The following is a 17,085-nucleotide window of genomic DNA, read 5'->3' as shown; positions in this document are numbered from 1 at the left end:
TCACCTCGCTCGGGGCCCAGGCCCTCGCTCTCCGGGGCCGCTACCTCCGCTGACAGCCCGGGCACCAGAAGAGGTTGCGGGCGGCGAGGTCGGCGGTGCGGACCTCGCCGCCGCAGATGTGGCACGGCATGGTGGCACGGCGGTAGACGTACACCTCGCCGCCGTGGTCGTCGACGCGCGGCGGGCGTCCCATGGCCTCGGGGGTGTGTTCGGGCCGGACGGTGTCGATCCGGTTGTTCCGCACCCCCTCGCGCATCAGGGCGACCAGATCGTCCCAGATCGCGTCCCATTCAGCGCGGGTGAGATCACGCCCCGATCGGTACGGATCGATGCCATGCCGGAACAGCACTTCCGCGCGGTAGACGTTTCCGACGCCCGCGATCACCTTCTGGTCCATGAGCAGTGCGGCGACCGAGGTGCGGCTGCGCGAGACGCGGGCCCAGGCGCCCTCGCCGTCGTCCGCCGGGCGCAGCGGGTCGGGCCCGAGCCGGTCGTGTATCGCCTGCTTCTCGGCGTCGGTGATCAGCGCACAGGTGGTGGGGCCGCGCAGGTCAGCGTACGAGTCGACGGCGACCAGTCGCAGTCGCACGGTCTCCGTCGCCGGCGGGGCGGGGGCGTCACCGAGGTCGTACTTGCCGAACAGGCCCAGGTGGACATGGACCCAGCCCTGCTCGCCGAAGCCGAGGAAGAGGTGCTTGCCGTGCGCCTCGGCGAAGGTGAGCCGCTCCCCGTCCAGCAGCGCGGCACTGTCGGCGAACTTGCCCTGCGGACTGCTCACCCGCACCGGGCGCCCCGCGAAGAGGGCGCGGTGGTCCGCCGCCAGACGGTGAATGGTGTGGCCCTCGGGCACGCGGACTCCTCCGGAGGCGATTCGACACGGATGAGGGTACGCGGCCGGCACCCGGACGCCGGAAGAACGCCGGATCCGAAGGAACGCCACCTCAGGAACGCCACCTCCGGAGAAACGCGAGCGCCCGCCCCGGTCGCTTCGGCGCGCGGGGCGGGCGTGGCCGAATGGCCGGCTGGCTGGCCGGCCGGGGGCTACGGCTGCTGCGGGTGGTGGGCCGGGATCGGCGGGAGCTCACCGGTGGTCTCGTAGACGCTGAGCATCTCGATGCGGCGGGTGTGCCGCTCCTCGCCGGAGTACGGGGTGCCCAGGAAGATCTCGACGAACTTCGTCGCCTCTTCCTCGGTGTGCATCCGGCCGCCGATGCTGATCACGTTGGCGTTGTTGTGCTCGCGGCCCAGGGCGGCGGTCTGCTCGCTCCAGGCCAGCGCGGCGCGCACGCCCTTGACCTTGTTGGCGGCGATCTGCTCGCCGTTGCCGGAACCGCCGATCACGATGCCGAGGCTGTCCGGGTCGGCGGCGGTCCGCTCGGCCGCACGCAGGCAGAACGGCGGGTAGTCGTCCTGGGCGTCGTAAATGTGCGGGCCGCAGTCGACGGGCTCGTGGCCGTGGGCCGTCAGCCACTCGACGAGGCGGTTCTTGAGTTCGAATCCGGCATGATCAGAGCCGAGGTAGACGCGCATGGCATGCAGTGTGACATGGGCGCCATCCACCGGCGGCCATGGGTGGGCGACCACCCCCACACGCACCCCGAACGGGGCCATTCACCCCGGCGGCCACACGCGGCATGGCGCGAACGGCACGCCGAAAGGCGTTGCAAACGCAGTGCAACCACGAGGCAATCTCGCCGAGTTCCCTGCTTGATCTTCGGGAAAGCCGGAGAAAGCTCATGGAAACCTCAAGTAACAATCTGGATTCAAAGGTTCATCTATCGCTTCCCCTGAGATTCACTGGCGTGGCTCGAAACCCCAGTGCAAAGGATCGCGCACATGAGCGCACAGCCCGCGACGCCCTCCGGCGACCCCGGTCAGGCCTCCGACGGCCTCAAGGCCGGCCTCAAGAACCGCCATCTCTCCATGATCGCGATCGGCGGTGTGATCGGCGCCGGCCTGTTCGTCGGATCCAGCGGCGGCATCGCCAAGGCCGGTCCCGGCATTCTGCTGTCGTACGCCCTCGTCGGCATGTTGGTCGTCTTCGTGATGCGCATGCTCGGTGAGATGTCGGCGGCCAACCCCACCTCCGGCTCCTTCTCCGCCTACGCCGACCGCGCGCTCGGCCGCTGGGCCGGCTTCACCATCGGCTGGCTCTACTGGTTCTTCTGGGTGGTCGTGCTCGCCGTGGAGGCCACGGCCGGCGCCGCGATCCTGGAGGGCTGGATCCCGGACGTCCCGCAGTGGGCCTGGGCGGGGATCGTCATGGTGGTGCTCACCGCCACCAACCTGGCCTCGGTCTCCTCCTACGGTGAGTTCGAGTTCTGGTTCGCCGGCATCAAGGTCGTCGCCATCGGCGCCTTCGTGGTCATCGGCCTGCTCGCCGTCTTCGGCGTCCTCCCCGGTTCGGACAACGAGGGTGCCGGCTTCGCGCACCTCACCGACGCCGGCGGCTTCCTGCCCAACGGCTGGGGCGCCATCCTCACCGGTGTGCTGATGGTCGTCTTCTCCTTCATGGGCTCCGAGATCGTCACCCTGGCGGCCGGCGAGTCGGAGGACCCGCAGCGCGCGGTCACCAAGGCCACCAACAGCGTCATCTGGCGTATCGCGGTCTTCTACCTGGGCTCGATCCTCGTCGTCGTGACCCTGCTGAAGTGGAACGACCCGTCGATCGTCAAGGACGGCAGCTACGTCGCCGCGCTGAACTCGATCGGCATCCCGCACGCCGGCCAGGTCATGAACGTCATCGTGCTGACCGCCGTGCTCTCCTGCCTGAACTCCGGTCTGTACACCGCCTCCCGCATGGCCTTCTCGCTCGGCCAGCGCGGCGACGCCCCGAAGGCGTTCGCCAAGGTCAACGAGCGCGGCGTCCCGCAGCCCGCCATCCTCGGCTCGGTCGTCTTCGGCTTCCTCGCCGTCTGGTTCAACTACCAGTGGCCGGACACCGTCTTCCAGTTCCTGCTGAACTCCTCCGGCGCGGTCGCGCTCTTCGTCTGGCTGGTCATCTGCTTCACCCAGCTGCGGATGCGCAAGATCATCGAGCGCGAGAACCCGGAGAAGCTGGTCGTCCGGATGTGGCTGTACCCGTACCTCACCTGGGCCACCATCGCGATGATCACCTTCGTGATCGGCTACATGTTCTTCGACGACGCCAACCGCGAGGTCGTGAGCCTGTCGGTGCTGGTGGCCGTGCTGGTCCTGGCCATCGCCCTGGTCCGCGACAAGCTCGGCCTCGGTGCCGCCGCCCAGCAGTCGAAGGACGGGGCGTCGGCCGCGCAGAGCGAGTCCGAGGACGCTCTGACCCGCTCGTAACCGAGCCGCCCCCGAGCGCCCTCCGCAGTCGCTCGATCCGCTGCCGCTGGGTCTGCGGTTCGAGCGACGCAGGAAGCGACCTCGACCCGTACACCCCCTCTTATGGGGGTGTACGGGTCGTCTGCGTTTCGGGGCGGGAGGAGCGAGGAGAGGGCGAGGTGAGCGAGGCGTGAGCGAGGCGTGAGCGAGGCGAGGCACTCACCGGCCCGGGAGGCGCGGTGCGGGCTCAGAGGACGCCGGTGGCGTCCCACCGATGCCTACGACGGGAGACCGCCCCGCCGTGCCGCCCTCCGACGGGAGACCGCGCCGCCCGGCCCGCACCGGAAGACCGTCCCACTCTTCGGGCCTACGCCGGGAAACCGCCCCCCCCTTCGCGACCGCATACACCGGCCCACGCGCCCCCAAGGGCGCCGCACCGACGCCCGCCCGCAACGGAAAAGCCGGGGCCGGCGCACACGAGGTGCGCCGGCCCCGGCTCGTACGCGGGGTACCAGTCAGGCTCAGCCCTTGCGGCCCAGCAGCTTCCAGGCGGCGGGCAGGGCGCCCATGGCGAGCGCGGCCTTGAGCGCGTCGCCGATCAGGAACGGGGTGAGGCCGGCGGCCACCGCCTCGTTCATCGACATGCCCGTGGCGAGCGCCAGGTACGGCACGCCGATCGCGTAGATGATCGCGGAGCCGATCGCCATGGTGCCCGCCGTGCGCAGCACCCCGCGGTCGCCGCCGCGCCGCGCCAGCGCGCCGACCACGGTCGCCGCCAGCAGCATGCCCAGCACATAGCCGAAGGACGGCATCGCGGCGCCGGAGGTGGCCTGGGCGAACCACGGCATGCCCGCCATACCGACCAGGGTGTAGACCGCGAGCGAGAGGAAGCCGCGGCGGGCGCCGAGGGAGGTGCCCACCAGCAGCGCCGCGAAGGTCTGCCCCGTCACCGGGACCGGGGAGCCGGGGACCGGCACCGAGAGCTGCGCGGCCAGGCCGGTCAGCGCGGCGCCGCCGAGGATCAGGGCCGCGTCACGGACGTGGGCCCGGCCGCTGGTGGCGGCGGGCAGCAGATCGGCGAGGACCGCTCCGGAACGGGGGGCGGCGGCAGCAGTGCTCATCAGGACTCCGCTTGGTCGAAAGGCTCGGAACAGCTGGTGGTGACGCGGACGGCAAAGAAGGACCGGGCATGCGAAAACACGTGGAACAAGGTGACGTTAGCCCAGTGATCAACGGCCCATCACCATGATTTGGCCACAAAGGCGCGGGAGTGGCCTTGGTGGAGTTCACACAAAGTCAGACGTTCATGCGTTCTCCCGCGCATGGGTGACGTGATGCTCGTCACGTGAGGTCCGGGGCGCACTCCCGGCTTTTTGCAGGGAGTCGCGGTTGTACGGGAGACTGTGGAGTCTCCCCAAACCCGAAAGATATGAGCACCATGTCCGAGCCCCTGCCCCAAGAACCCCTCGCGCACGGGCTCAAGCAGCGCCATCTGACGATGCTCGGCCTCGGCGGGGTGATCGGGGCGGGGCTGTTCGTCGGCTCCGGCGCCGGAATCGCCGTCGCGGGACCCGGCATCGTGGTCTCGTATCTGCTCGCCGGCACGCTCGCGATGCTGGTGATGCGCATGCTGGGCGAGATGTCGGCGGCGATGCCGGCCTCCGGCGCGTTCTCGGTGCACGCGGAGCGGGCGCTGGGCCGCTGGGCGGGTTTCTCGGTGGGCTGGCTCTACTGGTTCCTGCTGGTGGTCGTGTTGGCGGTGGAGGCGACGGGGGCGGCGCGGATCGCCAACGGCTGGGCCCCGTCGGTGCCGCAGTGGGCGTGGGTGCTGGTCTTCATGGTGGTCTTCACGCTCGCGAACCTGGCGGCCGTGAAGAACTTCGGTGAGTTCGAGTTCTGGTTCGCGGCGCTCAAGGTCGGCGCGATCGTGCTCTTCCTCGGCCTCGGCCTGCTCGCGATCTTCGGGGTGCTGCCCGACACGGATCCGGTCGGGCTGACCAACCTCACCGGACAGGGCGGCTTCCTGCCCAACGGCTGGAGCGGCGTGGTCTCCGGCGTCCTGGCCGTCGTCTTCGCCTTCGGCGGCCTGGAGGTCGTCACGATCGCGGCGGCGGAGTCGGAGGACCCCGCACGGGCCGTCGGCCGCGCCGTGCGCAGCGCGGTGTGGCGCATCCTCTTCTTCTACATCGGCTCGATCCTGGTCATCGTCACCGTGCTGCCCTGGACGGCCATGACGCCGGGGACGAGCCCGTACGTGGCCGTGCTGGACCACATCGGGGTGCCGGCCGCCGGGCAGATCATGAACGTGGTCGTCTTCGTGGCGCTGCTGTCCGCGCTCAACGCCAATCTGTATGGCTCATCTCGGATGGTCTTCTCGTTGGCGGAGCGGGGCGAGGCGCCGCGCTCGCTGCTCGCGATCTCCCGGGGCGGGGTGCCGCGCCGGGCGGTACTGGCCTCGGTCGCCTTCGGTTTCGCCTCGGTCCTACTCAATCTCAAGTGGCCGGATTCGATCTTCCAGTATTTGCTGAACGCCGTCGGCGCGGTACTGCTCTTCGTCTGGGGCCTGATCGCCGTGTCGCAACTGCGGCTGCGGCGCCGTATCGAGCGTGAGGCGCCGGGCGACCTGATACTGCGCATGTGGTGTTTCCCCTGGCTGACGTGGGTGTCGCTGGTCGGGATGGCGGGTGTGCTGGTTCTCATGGCCACCGACGAGCAGGCGCGTCCGCAGCTGCTGTGGTCGGCTGGGGCGACCGCCGCGGTGCTGGCGGTGGCCGGGCTGCGGGAGCTGCGCGCCCGGAACAAATGACCATGATTCGTTCTACTTCGATCACAACCTGACGAATGTTCGGTCGCTTAGCGTCACGTCGGTGTCCGATATTCAGACAACACTGACGCAGGTGTTGTCCTGAGCGGACACGCACCCCACACTGAGGGCCCTCCGTACCTCTCCGCTCTCACGTACTGGACACATCATCGACATGAATCGGACACCTGCGTCCTCCGCGCCAGAGCGCGACGTCGAGGCGACCGACAAGACCGGCATGCCCGGGGATTCCGGCGCCTCGCTCTCCCACAGCCTCAAGCAGCGCCATCTGTCGATGATCGCGCTCGGCGGCGTGATCGGCGCCGGACTCTTCGTCAGCTCCGGTCTCGGCATCGCGGCGGCCGGCCCCTCCATCGTCCTGGCGTACGCGCTGTCCGGCCTCCTGGTGATGCTGGTCATGCGGATGCTGGGCGAGATGTCCGCGGCCAACCCGGCCTCCGGATCCTTCTCCGTCTACGCGGAGCGGGCCCTCGGCCCCTGGGCCGGCTTCACCGCCGGCTGGATGTACTGGACGCTGCTGACCTTCGCGGTGGGCGTCGAGGGGCTCGGCGCGGCCGGCATCATGACGGGCTGGTTCCCCGAGACCGAGTCCTGGATGTGGGTCCTGATCTTCATGATCGTCTTCCTGGGCTCCAACCTCGCCTCGGTGAAGAACTTCGGCGAGTTCGAGTTCTGGTTCGCCGCCCTGAAGGTGGGCGCCATCGGTCTCTTCCTGGTGCTGGGCCTGCTCGCGATCTTCGGCGTGCTGCCGGGCACCGACGCCCCGGGCACCGACAACCTCACCGGCCACGGCGGCTTCATGCCCAACGGCGTCGACGGCCTGGTCGTCGGTCTGGTCGCCTCCGTGATCGCGTACGGCGGTCTGGAGACGGTCACCATCGCCGCCGCCGAGTCCGAGAACCCGGTCAAGGGCGTCGCGAACGCCGTGCGCACCGCGATGTGGCGGATCGCGCTCTTCTACATCGGCTCGATGCTCATCATCGTCATGCTGATCCCGTGGAACGACCCCAAGGTCGTCGGCGACGGCCCCTACGTCTCGGTCCTGAACCACCTGGACATCCCCGCGGCCGGCGAGATCATGAACGTCGTGGTGCTCGTCGCCCTGCTGTCCGCGATGAACGCCAACATCTACGGCTCCTCCCGGATGGCCTACTCGCTGGTCGCCCGCGGCCAGGGCCCGGCCTTCCTGGGCAAGGTCAGCGGCGGCGTGCCCCGGCTCGCGGTGGCCGCGTCCTGCCTCTTCGGCTTCATCACCGTGCTGCTGAACTACTGGTCGCCGGACAAGGTCTTCGTCTGGGTGGCGAACATGATCGGCGCGGTCGTGCTGGTGGTCTGGGGCTTCATCGCCGTCTCCCAGCTCCAGATGCGCCGCCGGCTGGAGCGCGAGTCGCCGGAGAAGCTGGTCGTCCGCATGTGGGCCTTCCCGTACCTGACCTGGGTGGCGCTCGCCGGCGTGCTGGCCTTCCTGGCCCTGATGGCCCGCCAGGAGGGCACCCGTGAGCAGCTCTACTACACCGGCGGACTGACCGTGGTGCTGGCCGTTCTCGGCATCGTCCGACAGAAGGCGGCCGAGCGGAAGCAGGCGGCCGAGCTCACCCGGTGACGGGCGGCGGCTGAACACACAGCCACCCCCTCCCCCAGCCGCTCCGCGCGGCGACCGGCTCCCGAGGCGGGGCGGGTCCTCAGACCGAGGACCCGCCCCGCCTCCGTCTTTGGTCGGAGTCCGCCCCTGATCACCGTCGCGCGACATCCCTGCTGGTAGCGTGCACTTGCAAGTGAATTGCAATAAGCGTCGGAGGGCTCGGCATGGCCATCTACACACTTCCTGAACTTCCGTATGACTACTCGGCGCTGGCTCCGGTCATCAGCCCCGAGATCATCGAGCTGCACCACGACAAGCACCACGCCGCGTACGTGAAGGGCGCGAACGACACCCTGGAGCAGCTCGCGGAGGCCCGCGACAAGGACCAGTGGGGTGCCATCAACGGTCTTCAGAAGAACCTGGCCTTCCACCTGTCGGGCCACATCCTGCACAGCATCTACTGGCAGAACATGACCGGCGACGGCGGCGGCGAGCCGCTGGAGAAGGACGGCGTGGGCGAGCTCGCGGACGCGATCGTCGAGAGCTTCGGCTCCTTCGCCAAGTTCAAGGCGCAGCTCACCAAGGCCTCCGCCACCACCCAGGGCTCGGGCTGGGGCGTGCTCGCCTACGAGCCGGTCACCGGCCGCCTCATCGTGGAGCAGGTCTACGACCACCAGGGCAACGTGGGCCAGGGATCGGTGCCGATCCTGGTCTTCGACGCCTGGGAGCACGCCTTCTACCTCCAGTACAAGAACCAGAAGGTGGACTTCATCGAGGCCATGTGGCAGGTCGTCAACTGGCAGGACGTGGCGAAGCGGTACGCGGCCGCCAAGGAGAACGCCAACAACCTCCTGCTCGCCCCGTAAGGGCCGGCTCTCCCGGTAGGGACCTGCTCATCCGGTCGGGACCCGCACGTCCGGGGAGGACCTGCCCGGCACGGTCGTCCTGCTCGTGATCGTCTTCTCACCCTTCACGTGGCAGGCGCGAAAAGGCCCCGCGCGGTGGCTCGCGCGGGGCCTTTCACTTCACTCTTCGCTCTGCGCTTTTCGCTCTGCGCTCCGCGGCGGGCGTCGGTCGCCGACGCCGGTGCCGGTGCTCAGTCGAAGATCGGGCCGGCCGTCCGGGTGCGCTTGATCTCGTAGAAGCCCGGCGTCGAGGCCACCAGCAGCGTGCCGTCCCACAGTCGGGCCGCGGCCTCGCCCTTGGGAGCCGGGGTGACGACCGGACCGAAGAAGGCGACGCGCTCCCCGTCCGCGCCCGGGACCGCGATCACCGGGGTGCCGACGTCCTCGCCGACCAGACCTATGCCCTCCTGGTGGGAGGCGCGCAGCTCGGCGTCGTACGCGTCGGTGTACGCGGCGTCCGCCAGCTCGGCGGGCAGGCCGGCCTCCTCCAACGCCGCGACGATCGTCTCGCGGTCGCGCTCCAGACCCTGGTTGTGGAAGCGGGTGCCGAGCGCCGTGTAGAGCCGACCCAGCACCTCGCTGCCGAACTTCTGCTCGGCCGCGATGCACACCCGCACCGGCCACCAGGCGGTGGTGCGCAGCATCTCCCGGTACTCCTCGGGCACCTGGTCCAGCTTGTTCTCGTTCAGCACGGCGAGGCTCATCACATGCCAGCGCACCTCGACGGGGCGCACCTTCTCCACTTCGAGCATCCAGCGCGAGGTCATCCACGCCCAGGGGCACAGCGGGTCGAACCAGAAGTCGACGGGGGTCTTGGCAGTGGTCGCGGTCACGGTCGCTCCTTGAACGGGAAAGTACGTCACTCTTCGGAACGCCGTTGTCCACAGGTCTCATTCCCACGATTCCCGCCATCCGCCCCGCGTGTCATGATTTCGAGCGTCCGATATTCGAGAACTCCGTGACGGAGACGAGGGAGTCGCGTCGTGCCCGGTGAGAACCTGACCCGAGACGAGGCCCACGAGCGGGCCCGGCTGCTGACGGTGGACTCGTACGAGGTGGCGCTGGACCTGCGGACGGCGGTCGACCCGGCGGACACGGGAGACGGCGAGGGCCCACGCACCTTCGGCTCGAGGACGACGATCCGGTTCCGCTGCGCCGAGCCGGGCGCGGACAGCTTCGCGGACCTGGTCGCGCCGCGGGTGACCTCGGTGACGCTGAACGGGCGCGAGCTGGACCCGGCGGCCGTCTTCGACGGCGCGCGGATCGCGCTGGAGGGGCTGGCCGAGGAGAACGTGCTGGTGGTGGACGCGCGGTGCGCGTTCAGCCGGACCGGTGAGGGCCTGCACCGGTTCGTCGACCCGGAGGACGGACAGGTCTACCTCTACACGCAGTACGAACCGGCCGACGCCCGGCGCGTCTTCGCCAACTTCGAGCAGCCGGACCTGAAGGCGCCGTTCACCTTCTCGGTGACCGCCCCCGCCGACTGGACGGTGCTGAGCAACGGTGAGGCGGCGGCGCCGGAGCCCGCCGAGGGCGGGGCGGCCGTGTGGCGCTTCGTGCCGACCCGGCCGATCTCCACCTACATCACCGCGATCGTCGCCGGCCCCTACCACGTCGAGCGCGACCACTACCGCCGCTCCCTCGAGGACGGCACGGTGCTGGAGATCCCGCTCGGCGCGCTGTGCCGGGCCTCGCTGGCCAAGCACTTCGACGCGGACGACATCTTCACCGTCACCAAGCAGGGCCTGGACTTCTTCCACGACCACTTCGACTACCCGTACCCGTTCGGCAAGTACGACCAGGCGTTCGTGCCGGAGTACAACATCGGGGCCATGGAGAACCCGGGGTGCGTGACCTTCCGCGAGGAGTTCGTCTTCCGCGGCAAGGTGACCCGCGCCGCGTACGAGAACCGGGCCAACGTCATCCTGCACGAGATGGCGCACATGTGGTTCGGCGACCTGGTCACCATGGAGTGGTGGGACGACCTCTGGCTCAAGGAGTCGTTCGCGGACTTCATGGGCGCCTTCTCGCTGGTGGAGGCGACGCGCTTCACCGAGGGCTGGATCACCTTCGCCAACCGCCGCAAGGCGTGGGCGTACCGCGCGGACCAGCTGCCCTCCACCCACCCGGTCACCGCCGACATCCGTGACCTGGAGGACGCCAAGCTCAACTTCGACGGCATCACCTACGCCAAGGGCGCCTCGGTGCTCAAGCAGCTCGTGGCGTACGTGGGCCGGGACGCCTTCCTGGAGGGCGCCCGCCGCTACTTCAAGCGGCACGCCTACGGCAACACCCGGTTGGCCGATCTGCTGTCGGTGCTGGAGGAGACCTCCGGACGCGACATGACCGCCTGGGCCCAGTCCTGGCTGCAGACCGCCGGGGTCAATGTGCTCACCCCCCAGGCCACCTACGACGCCGCGGACCGCGTCACCGAGCTGGCGATCATGCAGGAGGCCGACCCCGCGCTGCCGACGCTGCGGCCGCACCGGGTCGCCGTCGGCCTCTACCGCCGCGTGGAGGCGGGCGGGCCGCTGGTGCGCTACGCCCGCGCGGAGGTCGACGTCACCGGACAGCGCACCGTGGTGGCGGAGCTGGCCGGTGCCGAGCGGCCCGAGCTGATCCTGGTCAACGACGATGACCTGACGTACTGCAAGGTGCGCTTCGACGCCGACTCGCTGGACACGCTGCGCCGTCATCTCGGCGACCTGACCGACCCGTTGGCCCGCGCGCTGTGCTGGTCCGCGCTGTGGAACCTGACCCGGGACGGGCTGATGCCGGCCCGCGACTACCTCGACCTGGTGCTGCGGTTCGCCGGGGCGGAGACCGACATCGGCGTGCTCCAGATGCTCCACGTCTGGGCCCGCGGCGCGCTGGTGCACTACGCGGCGCCGGAGTGGCGCGAGCGCGGGGGCCGGGCCTTGGCCGAGGGGGCGCTGCGCGAGCTGCGGCTCGCCGAGCCGGGCAGCGGCCACCAGCTGGCGTGGGCCCGCTTCTTCGCCCAGGCGGCCTCCGACGACGCCGATCTGCAGCTGCTGACCGGGCTGTTGGACGGCACGGCCCGGATCGACGGGCTCGACGTCGACCAGGAGCTGCGCTGGACCTTCCTGGAGACGCTGGCCGGGCAGGGCGTGGCGGACGAGTCGGTGCTCGCCGCCGAGCTGCGCCGGGACGACACCGCGTCCGGCAAGCGCCACCAGGTGCGCTGCCTGGCCGCGCGCCCCTCGGCCGAGGTCAAGGCGGAGGCGTGGGCGGTGGTCGTGGAGTCCGACGCGCTGTCGAACGCGCTGGTGGAGGCCACCATCGCCGGGTTCGACCAGCCGGGCCAGCGGGAGCTGCTCGCGCCGTACGCCCCGCGGTACTTCGCGGTGATCGAGGACGTGTGGCGCACCCGGTCGATCGAGATCGCCATGGCGATCGTGCGCGGTCTCTTCCCGGCGCTCCAGGACGACCCCACGACGCTGGAGGCCGCGGACGTCTGGCTGGCCGCGCACGAGGACGCCGCCCCGGCGCTGCGTCGTCTGGTCATCGAGGCCCGCGACGACCTGGCCCGCGCGCTGCGGGCCCAGGAGTGCGACGCCCGCGCCGTGGTCTAGCGATCCGGTCGGGGGGCCGGCGATCCGGTCGGGGGGCCGGTGACCCGCTCGGGCGTGCGCGCCGCGGGCCTCCGCGACCGCACCGGTGTTCCGCCTTCGATACGAGGTCCAGCCCCGCGCGGCCGCGGTCGTCCGTGGCCGCGCGGAGCCGGCACCCCGTGGCTCGCGCCCCGGGCTCCCGGGACCACGGGGAACCACCGTGGCCGCCCGGCTCGTCCGCACAGATGACGGAAGTCCGAACGCCCTTGCTTTAGTACGGTGTTGTCCAGTTTTGTCGACGACTGTGTAACAGGGGTTGGGGGCCGAGCGGACGCGGGAATGGCCGGGGCATGAACCACAACACTCCACTCTCGCCCCGCCCCCTCCACCACCTGTCCGACACGCAGCGCCTGGTGATGACGACACGTCAGCTACGGGCGCACGGCGTCTCGGCGGCGACGGCGGCCGAGCGGTGCCGGACCGGCGGGCCGTGGCAGCAGATCCTGCCGGGCGTCCATCTGCTCCATCCCGGGCCGCCGACCAGCGAGGAGCGGCTGCACGCGGCGCTGCTGTACACCGCGAGCCGTACCCCCGGCGGCGTCGCCGAGCCGGCGGAGGAGGGCCCCCCGGGTGCCGAGGGCTACGGGCCGGCGGCGATCACCGGCCTGGCCGCACTCGCCCTGCACCGCTTCTCCTCCGCTCCCCCGCTGCTCTCGCTGGACCGCGTGGACGTCCTCGTGCCGCGCAACCGACGGCTGCGCTCCACCGGCTTCGTACGGTTCGTACGCACCCAGGCGATGCCCCGGTCCGAGGAGATCGCCGGGGTGCCCACCGCCCCCGTCGCCCGGGCGCTGGCCGACACCGTGGCACGGCTCACCGACGCCTCGGCGGTGCGCCGGCTGCTCACCGAGGCGGTGCGCGGCGGGCACTGCGAGGCGACGGCGATCGTGGGAGAGCTCTCCGCCTCGCGGCTGCTGTCCCGGCCGCACGTGGTCGACGCGGTCGACGGCCTGCTCGCCGAGGGACGGGCGATCGCGGAGGGGCAGCTGTACGAGATGGTGCGCGCGCACGTGCTGCCCCAGCCGCTGTGGAACGTCGATCTGCGGCTGCCCGGCGGCCCGTGCCTCGGCGGTGTGGACGCCTTCTGGCCGGAGCAGTCGGTGGCGGTGGACCTGGACACCCGGTCCTCTCGCCATGAGCAGAACCCGCCGTCGGCCGGATTCGCCGGCAGGCGCGAGCACCTGGAGCGACTGGGCATCACGGTGGTCCGGATCACTCCGCGCAAGCTGCGCGAGGTCCCCGCACAGCAGGCCGCGGTGGTCCGCACGGCCCTGATGGCCGCGGCCGACCGCGAGCCCGCCGCCTATGTCGTCATTCTCCCCCGGTGAGCGAGGGGGTCGACCAGCCGCCGGCCGCCGTCGGGGTGCCCTTGCCGCAGAACTCCGCCGTCATCACGGAGCCGAGGTCCTCGGCCCAGTCCCCGTTGAGGTTCACGGCCAGCGTGTGGCGCCCGTCCCCGGTGGTGAGGCCGAGACTCGTCGAGCCGTGGATGCCGCCGTCATGGCCCCAGACGGTGACGGAGCAGGGCAGCTTGATCTTCGCCAGCGCCAGTCCGTAGCGGCCGTTGGGCGCCGCCTTGCCCATCGGAATGGTGGTCTTCATCTCCTTGAGCTGCTTGGCCGGGAGGAGCCGGCCGCCCAGCAGGGACCCGTAGAAGCGGTTGAGGTCGCTCGTGGTGGAGATCATCTCGCCCGCCGAGTGGCCCCATGACGGGTTCATCGAGGTGACGTCGTAGACCTTGGCCTTCGGGCTGGTGTCGAAGAGCGTGCTGTACCCGCGGCTGTGCGGGCCGGGCACACTGGCCTTGGTGCCGGGGAGCGAGGTGGAGCGCAGCTTGAGCGGCTTGAGGATGCGCCGTTCGACCTCGGTGGCGTACGGGCGGCCGGTCGCCTTCTCGATGATCATCCCGGCGAGGATGTAGTTGGTGTTGGAGTAGTGCCAGTCGGCGCCCGGCTTGAAGTACGGCCGGTGCCCCATGGCGGTCTTCACCAGCTGGCGCGGGGTGAAGGTGTCGTAGCGGTGCTCGAGGAAGTTCTTGCTGAGGATCTTCCGGCCGAAGGCCGCGTCCTCGGTGTAGTTGTAGATGCCGCTGGAGTGGTTGAGCAGCTGGCGGATGGTGATGCGACGGCCGTCGTGGCCGTTGCCGCGGACCACGCCCGGCAGCCACTTGTCGACCTTGTCGTCGATGTCGAGCTTGCCGTCCGCCTCCAGTTGGAGCACCACGGTCGCCACGAACGTCTTGCTGATGCTGCCTATTCGGAAGCGGTCGTCGGCACCCCGCGGCTTCTTGGTCTTGAGGTTGCCGACCCCCGAGGTGCCGTTCCAGGTGCCGCGCGCGTCGCGGGCCTGGGCGACGACCCCCGGCACGCCGAGCGCCACGTTGGCGTCGAGGGCCTTCTGGGTGGCGGCGTGGCCCTTGCCGGCGCCCGCGCCGGCGGAGTGGGTCGTGGCGGAGGCGCCCGGCGCCAGGAGCGCGCTCGTGCCCAAGGCGGCGGTGGCCGCCACGGCCGCCAGCGAAGCCCGTGCGACCCGCCCCCGGCGCTTCGCGCGCGTCACGGACGAGCTCACCGGTGTCGTCACATTGTTTGACACTTCAACTCTTCTTCCGTCGAGCCCTCTTGACCCCGTTTCTCGGGATCCACGGGAGAGGACTCCGGTCGGCGCCGGGAAGTTGAGTGGAGATCAGCGCTTGCGCAGCAGCAGCTCCGTGTTGCGGTCGGTCGGCTGCCCCGCAAGGGTGCCGCGGGCACCGGGCGCGTTGAAGGACAGCTCCCGGTAGAGCGCGGCCAGGCCGGTCTGGGAGAGGTCGGTGAAGTCCGTGCGGTGCGGGGCGGCGGACTCCACCAGCGTGGTGAAGAGCGACAGCGTCCCGTCGTGGTTGTCCACGACCTCGATCACCCGGGCCAGTTGGGGGAAGTCGATGTGCGAGGCGGTGGTGATCTCCCAGAAGCTGCCGCGCGGGGTGATCTCGTTGCGGTGGCTGTGGCCGTTGATCCAGGCCAGCACGTTGGTGTGGCGCCGGAAGAGCTGGACGAGCTCCTCGCCGGTGTGCCGGGCCTCGCGGGGGTTGGCGGGATCGGGCGTCATGTTCTTCATGCTGCGGCTGTAGTGGTGGCTGAAGACCAGGACGTGGTCGTCCTTGTGCGCCTTCAGGGTCCGCTCCAGCCAGCGCAGTTGCCCGGTCCCGATGGATCCGGTGTAGTGGCCGCCCGGGTCGGTGGAGTCGACGCTGACGCCGATGACGTCGTCGGAGATCCGGAACGAGTAGTAGAGGGTGCCCTTCTCCAGGTTGGCCCGGGTGTAGCCGTGGCCGACCGGGCCCGCCCCGGCGTACTTCGGGTCGAGGTGCGCCGCCAGGTACTCCTTGGGCGTGAACGGCGCCCGGCGCTCGTCGGGGGTGACCGACCGCATCTTTCTCGCGTAGGTACGGAAGAGCTCCTTCATGACCTTGCCCTTGGGGTCGGCGCCCTGGCGCTCCGCTTCGTAGATCCTCTTGGCCTCCGCGGCCGGGATGATCTGGAGCTTGCGGCCGCCGGTGGCCAGATCCGTGATGTAGCCGCGGTCGAAGGCGTAGACGCCGCCCGAGAGGTCGTCGTGGTTGCCGACGGTGGAGTACCACGGCAGGTGCAGGCCGGGGCTGTTGACGGTGCGGAGCGCGGCCTTGAGGAAGCCGTCGATGCGTGGGAAGCCGAGCTGCTTGTCGGCGTCGCGCAGCGCGGCGTCGGGGTGCCAGAAGGTCTTCAGCCCGCTGTCCTGCACGCCCTCGTAGCGGCGCGGGTCGCCGCTGTTCGGGGTGATGCGGCCCCCGCTCATGGCCGTCAGGAACCAGTCCAGCTCGATCTTCGCGTTGTTGTCGGTGTTGTCTCCCGTGGTCATCGCGAAGGACAGCGGCGCGCCGGTGACCGGCCCGCCCCGCAGCCCGTTGATCCGCTCGATCAGGGAGACCACCCCGGCCGCCGACAGCGCCTCGTGCGGCCGCCACGCGTTGACCTGACCGGAGCGGAGGAACTCGTACCGCACCGGGTGCTGCACGTCGGTGAGGTGGAGGTCGGTGAGCTGGACGAAGGAGGCCAGCGCGGTGCGGCGGCGTTCGCGGCCGCTCTTGGCGGCGGCCAGCTCGGTCCGTACGACGCGGGCCCAACCGGGGCCGTCGCCCAGCCGCTTGAAGGCGCCGCTGCCGCGCGGGGCGGCGACGCTCCGGAGTGTGGTGCCCGCGGTGGAGGGCCCGGCGGGGGCGGTGACCACCCGGGCGGCGGCGGGGGCGCCGGCGGCCTCGAGCGAGCCGGTGGGCGGGGAGGCGGTCGCGGAGCCGCTGCCCGGCCCGAAGGCCACACCGAGGCCCGTGGCGGCCCCCGCGGCACCGGCGGCGGCGATGAACGTACGACGGTCGAGGGCGCGTGCTGCGGACCGTATGCGGGACATGCGCGATCTCCCCGGGGGCGAGGCGTGAGCGGTCGGGCAGGGGTCCTGCCCTGTCACTGGGATCGTTGGCACCGGGAGTGACCTGCGCGTTAACGAAGCGGCAACGCGCGCCGCCGATCACCGCACATCGATCTGCCGGCCCGTGGACGGTCATCTGCCGCTCCTCCGCCGGCGCGGTGTCGCTCACTTGCCGTTCATCTGCCGGGGAAGGCGACGGCCCGTACGGGCGGCGAGGGAGATCCGCCGGGCCGCCACCCGGGCGTGTCGTCGTCCTCCACGCCACCGGCCGCGTCGCCACACACATTGCCAACCACATCGCGGACAACAACGGGCAGCACGGGAACCGCGCCGCACTGAGAGCGATCCATAAAGGGCACAGGGCCGCTGTGACCGGCCACTTGACGGCTATTCCCACCGTTTCGTCCCCGATGA

The 17,085-nt window shown here is 70.5% G+C and carries 12 protein-coding genes; 6 read left to right on the top strand and 6 right to left on the bottom strand.

What is annotated here, in order from left to right; translation table 11 throughout:
• Window positions 1–40: 40 nt before the first annotated feature.
• Window positions 41–850 carry a DNA-formamidopyrimidine glycosylase family protein gene (locus LRS74_RS22865; protein ID WP_277742770.1) on the bottom strand — a complete coding sequence of 270 codons (810 nt, stop codon included), beginning with the start codon at window positions 848–850 and terminating at the stop codon, window positions 41–43.
• A gap of 191 nt (window positions 851–1,041) precedes the next feature.
• Entirely contained in the window at window positions 1,042–1,530 is a 489-nt protein-coding gene (locus LRS74_RS22860; protein ID WP_277742769.1) for a ribose-5-phosphate isomerase, read from the bottom strand.
• A gap of 306 nt (window positions 1,531–1,836) precedes the next feature.
• On the opposite strand from LRS74_RS22860, the gene LRS74_RS22855 reads away from it, so the two are divergent.
• A complete protein-coding gene (locus LRS74_RS22855) occupies window positions 1,837–3,309 on the top strand; it encodes an amino acid permease (protein WP_277742768.1) in 1,473 nt (490 codons plus the stop codon).
• A 500-nt stretch (window positions 3,310–3,809) separates the two neighbouring features.
• On the opposite strand, the gene LRS74_RS22850 is transcribed toward LRS74_RS22855, so the two are convergent.
• Complete coding sequence (locus LRS74_RS22850) at window positions 3,810–4,409, bottom strand: biotin transporter BioY (protein ID WP_277742767.1); 600 nt, start codon at window positions 4,407–4,409, stop codon at window positions 3,810–3,812.
• A gap of 317 nt (window positions 4,410–4,726) precedes the next feature.
• Here LRS74_RS22850 and LRS74_RS22845 point away from each other — a divergent pair, with 317 nt between their 5' ends.
• The 3 genes from LRS74_RS22845 (at window position 4,727) to LRS74_RS22835 (ending at window position 8,560) form a co-directional block, all read left to right on the top strand.
• Window positions 4,727–6,094 (top strand): amino acid permease, encoded by a 1,368-nt coding sequence (locus tag LRS74_RS22845; protein ID WP_277742766.1) that lies wholly within the window; start codon window positions 4,727–4,729, stop codon window positions 6,092–6,094.
• A 172-nt stretch (window positions 6,095–6,266) separates the two neighbouring features.
• Window positions 6,267–7,715: an amino acid permease gene (locus LRS74_RS22840; RefSeq protein WP_277742765.1), complete on the top strand. Its 1,449-nt coding sequence runs from the start codon at window positions 6,267–6,269 to the stop codon at window positions 7,713–7,715.
• Between the two features lie 203 nt (window positions 7,716–7,918).
• Window positions 7,919–8,560 (top strand): superoxide dismutase, encoded by a 642-nt coding sequence (locus LRS74_RS22835; protein ID WP_277742764.1) that lies wholly within the window; start codon window positions 7,919–7,921, stop codon window positions 8,558–8,560.
• A 230-nt stretch (window positions 8,561–8,790) separates the two neighbouring features.
• On the opposite strand, the gene LRS74_RS22830 is transcribed toward LRS74_RS22835, so the two are convergent.
• The gene (locus LRS74_RS22830) at window positions 8,791–9,432 is read right to left on the bottom strand and encodes a DsbA family protein (RefSeq protein WP_277742763.1); all 642 of its coding nucleotides are present in this window, start codon (window positions 9,430–9,432) and stop codon (window positions 8,791–8,793) included.
• Between the two features lie 150 nt (window positions 9,433–9,582).
• Between LRS74_RS22830 and pepN the strand changes: the two genes are divergently transcribed.
• Together pepN and LRS74_RS22820 are read left to right on the top strand one after the other, a co-directional pair.
• Window positions 9,583–12,192 carry an aminopeptidase N gene (gene pepN / locus LRS74_RS22825; RefSeq protein WP_277742762.1) on the top strand — a complete coding sequence of 870 codons (2,610 nt, stop codon included), beginning with the start codon at window positions 9,583–9,585 and terminating at the stop codon, window positions 12,190–12,192.
• A gap of 329 nt (window positions 12,193–12,521) precedes the next feature.
• On the top strand, window positions 12,522–13,559 hold the full coding sequence (locus LRS74_RS22820; protein ID WP_277742761.1) for a hypothetical protein: 1,038 nt from the start codon (window positions 12,522–12,524) through the stop codon (window positions 13,557–13,559).
• Here the strand turns inward: LRS74_RS22820 and LRS74_RS22815 are convergent.
• Both LRS74_RS22815 and LRS74_RS22810 read right to left on the bottom strand, forming a co-directional pair.
• Window positions 13,543–14,736: a serine hydrolase domain-containing protein gene (locus LRS74_RS22815; protein WP_277742760.1), complete on the bottom strand. Its 1,194-nt coding sequence runs from the start codon at window positions 14,734–14,736 to the stop codon at window positions 13,543–13,545. The two genes, LRS74_RS22820 and LRS74_RS22815, sit on opposite strands and share 17 nt — an antisense overlap.
• Window positions 14,737–14,913: 177 nt before the next feature.
• Window positions 14,914–16,653, bottom strand: a complete 1,740-nt coding sequence (locus LRS74_RS22810; RefSeq protein ID WP_277742759.1) for a TIGR03767 family metallophosphoesterase — start codon at window positions 16,651–16,653, stop codon at window positions 14,914–14,916.
• Window positions 16,654–17,085: the final 432 nt, after the last annotated feature.

Source organism: Streptomyces sp. LX-29 (assembly GCF_029541745.1).
Lineage (GTDB): Bacteria > Actinomycetota > Actinomycetes > Streptomycetales > Streptomycetaceae > Streptomyces.
Note: the sequence above shows the minus strand (reverse complement) of the source record. Positions and strands in the feature narration are given on the sequence as shown.

Coding starts and splice junctions, on each gene's coding strand:
- LRS74_RS22860 (WP_277742769.1), bottom strand. CDS start 1,530: ATGCGCGTCTACCTCGGCTCTGATCATGCCGGATTCGAACTCAAGAAC.
- LRS74_RS22855 (WP_277742768.1), top strand. CDS start 1,837: ATGAGCGCACAGCCCGCGACGCCCTCCGGCGACCCCGGTCAGGCCTCC.
- LRS74_RS22850 (WP_277742767.1), bottom strand. CDS start 4,409: ATGAGCACTGCTGCCGCCGCCCCCCGTTCCGGAGCGGTCCTCGCCGAT.
- LRS74_RS22845 (WP_277742766.1), top strand. CDS start 4,727: ATGTCCGAGCCCCTGCCCCAAGAACCCCTCGCGCACGGGCTCAAGCAG.
- LRS74_RS22840 (WP_277742765.1), top strand. CDS start 6,267: ATGAATCGGACACCTGCGTCCTCCGCGCCAGAGCGCGACGTCGAGGCG.
- LRS74_RS22835 (WP_277742764.1), top strand. CDS start 7,919: ATGGCCATCTACACACTTCCTGAACTTCCGTATGACTACTCGGCGCTG.
- LRS74_RS22820 (WP_277742761.1), top strand. CDS start 12,522: ATGAACCACAACACTCCACTCTCGCCCCGCCCCCTCCACCACCTGTCC.
- LRS74_RS22810 (WP_277742759.1), bottom strand. CDS start 16,653: ATGTCCCGCATACGGTCCGCAGCACGCGCCCTCGACCGTCGTACGTTC.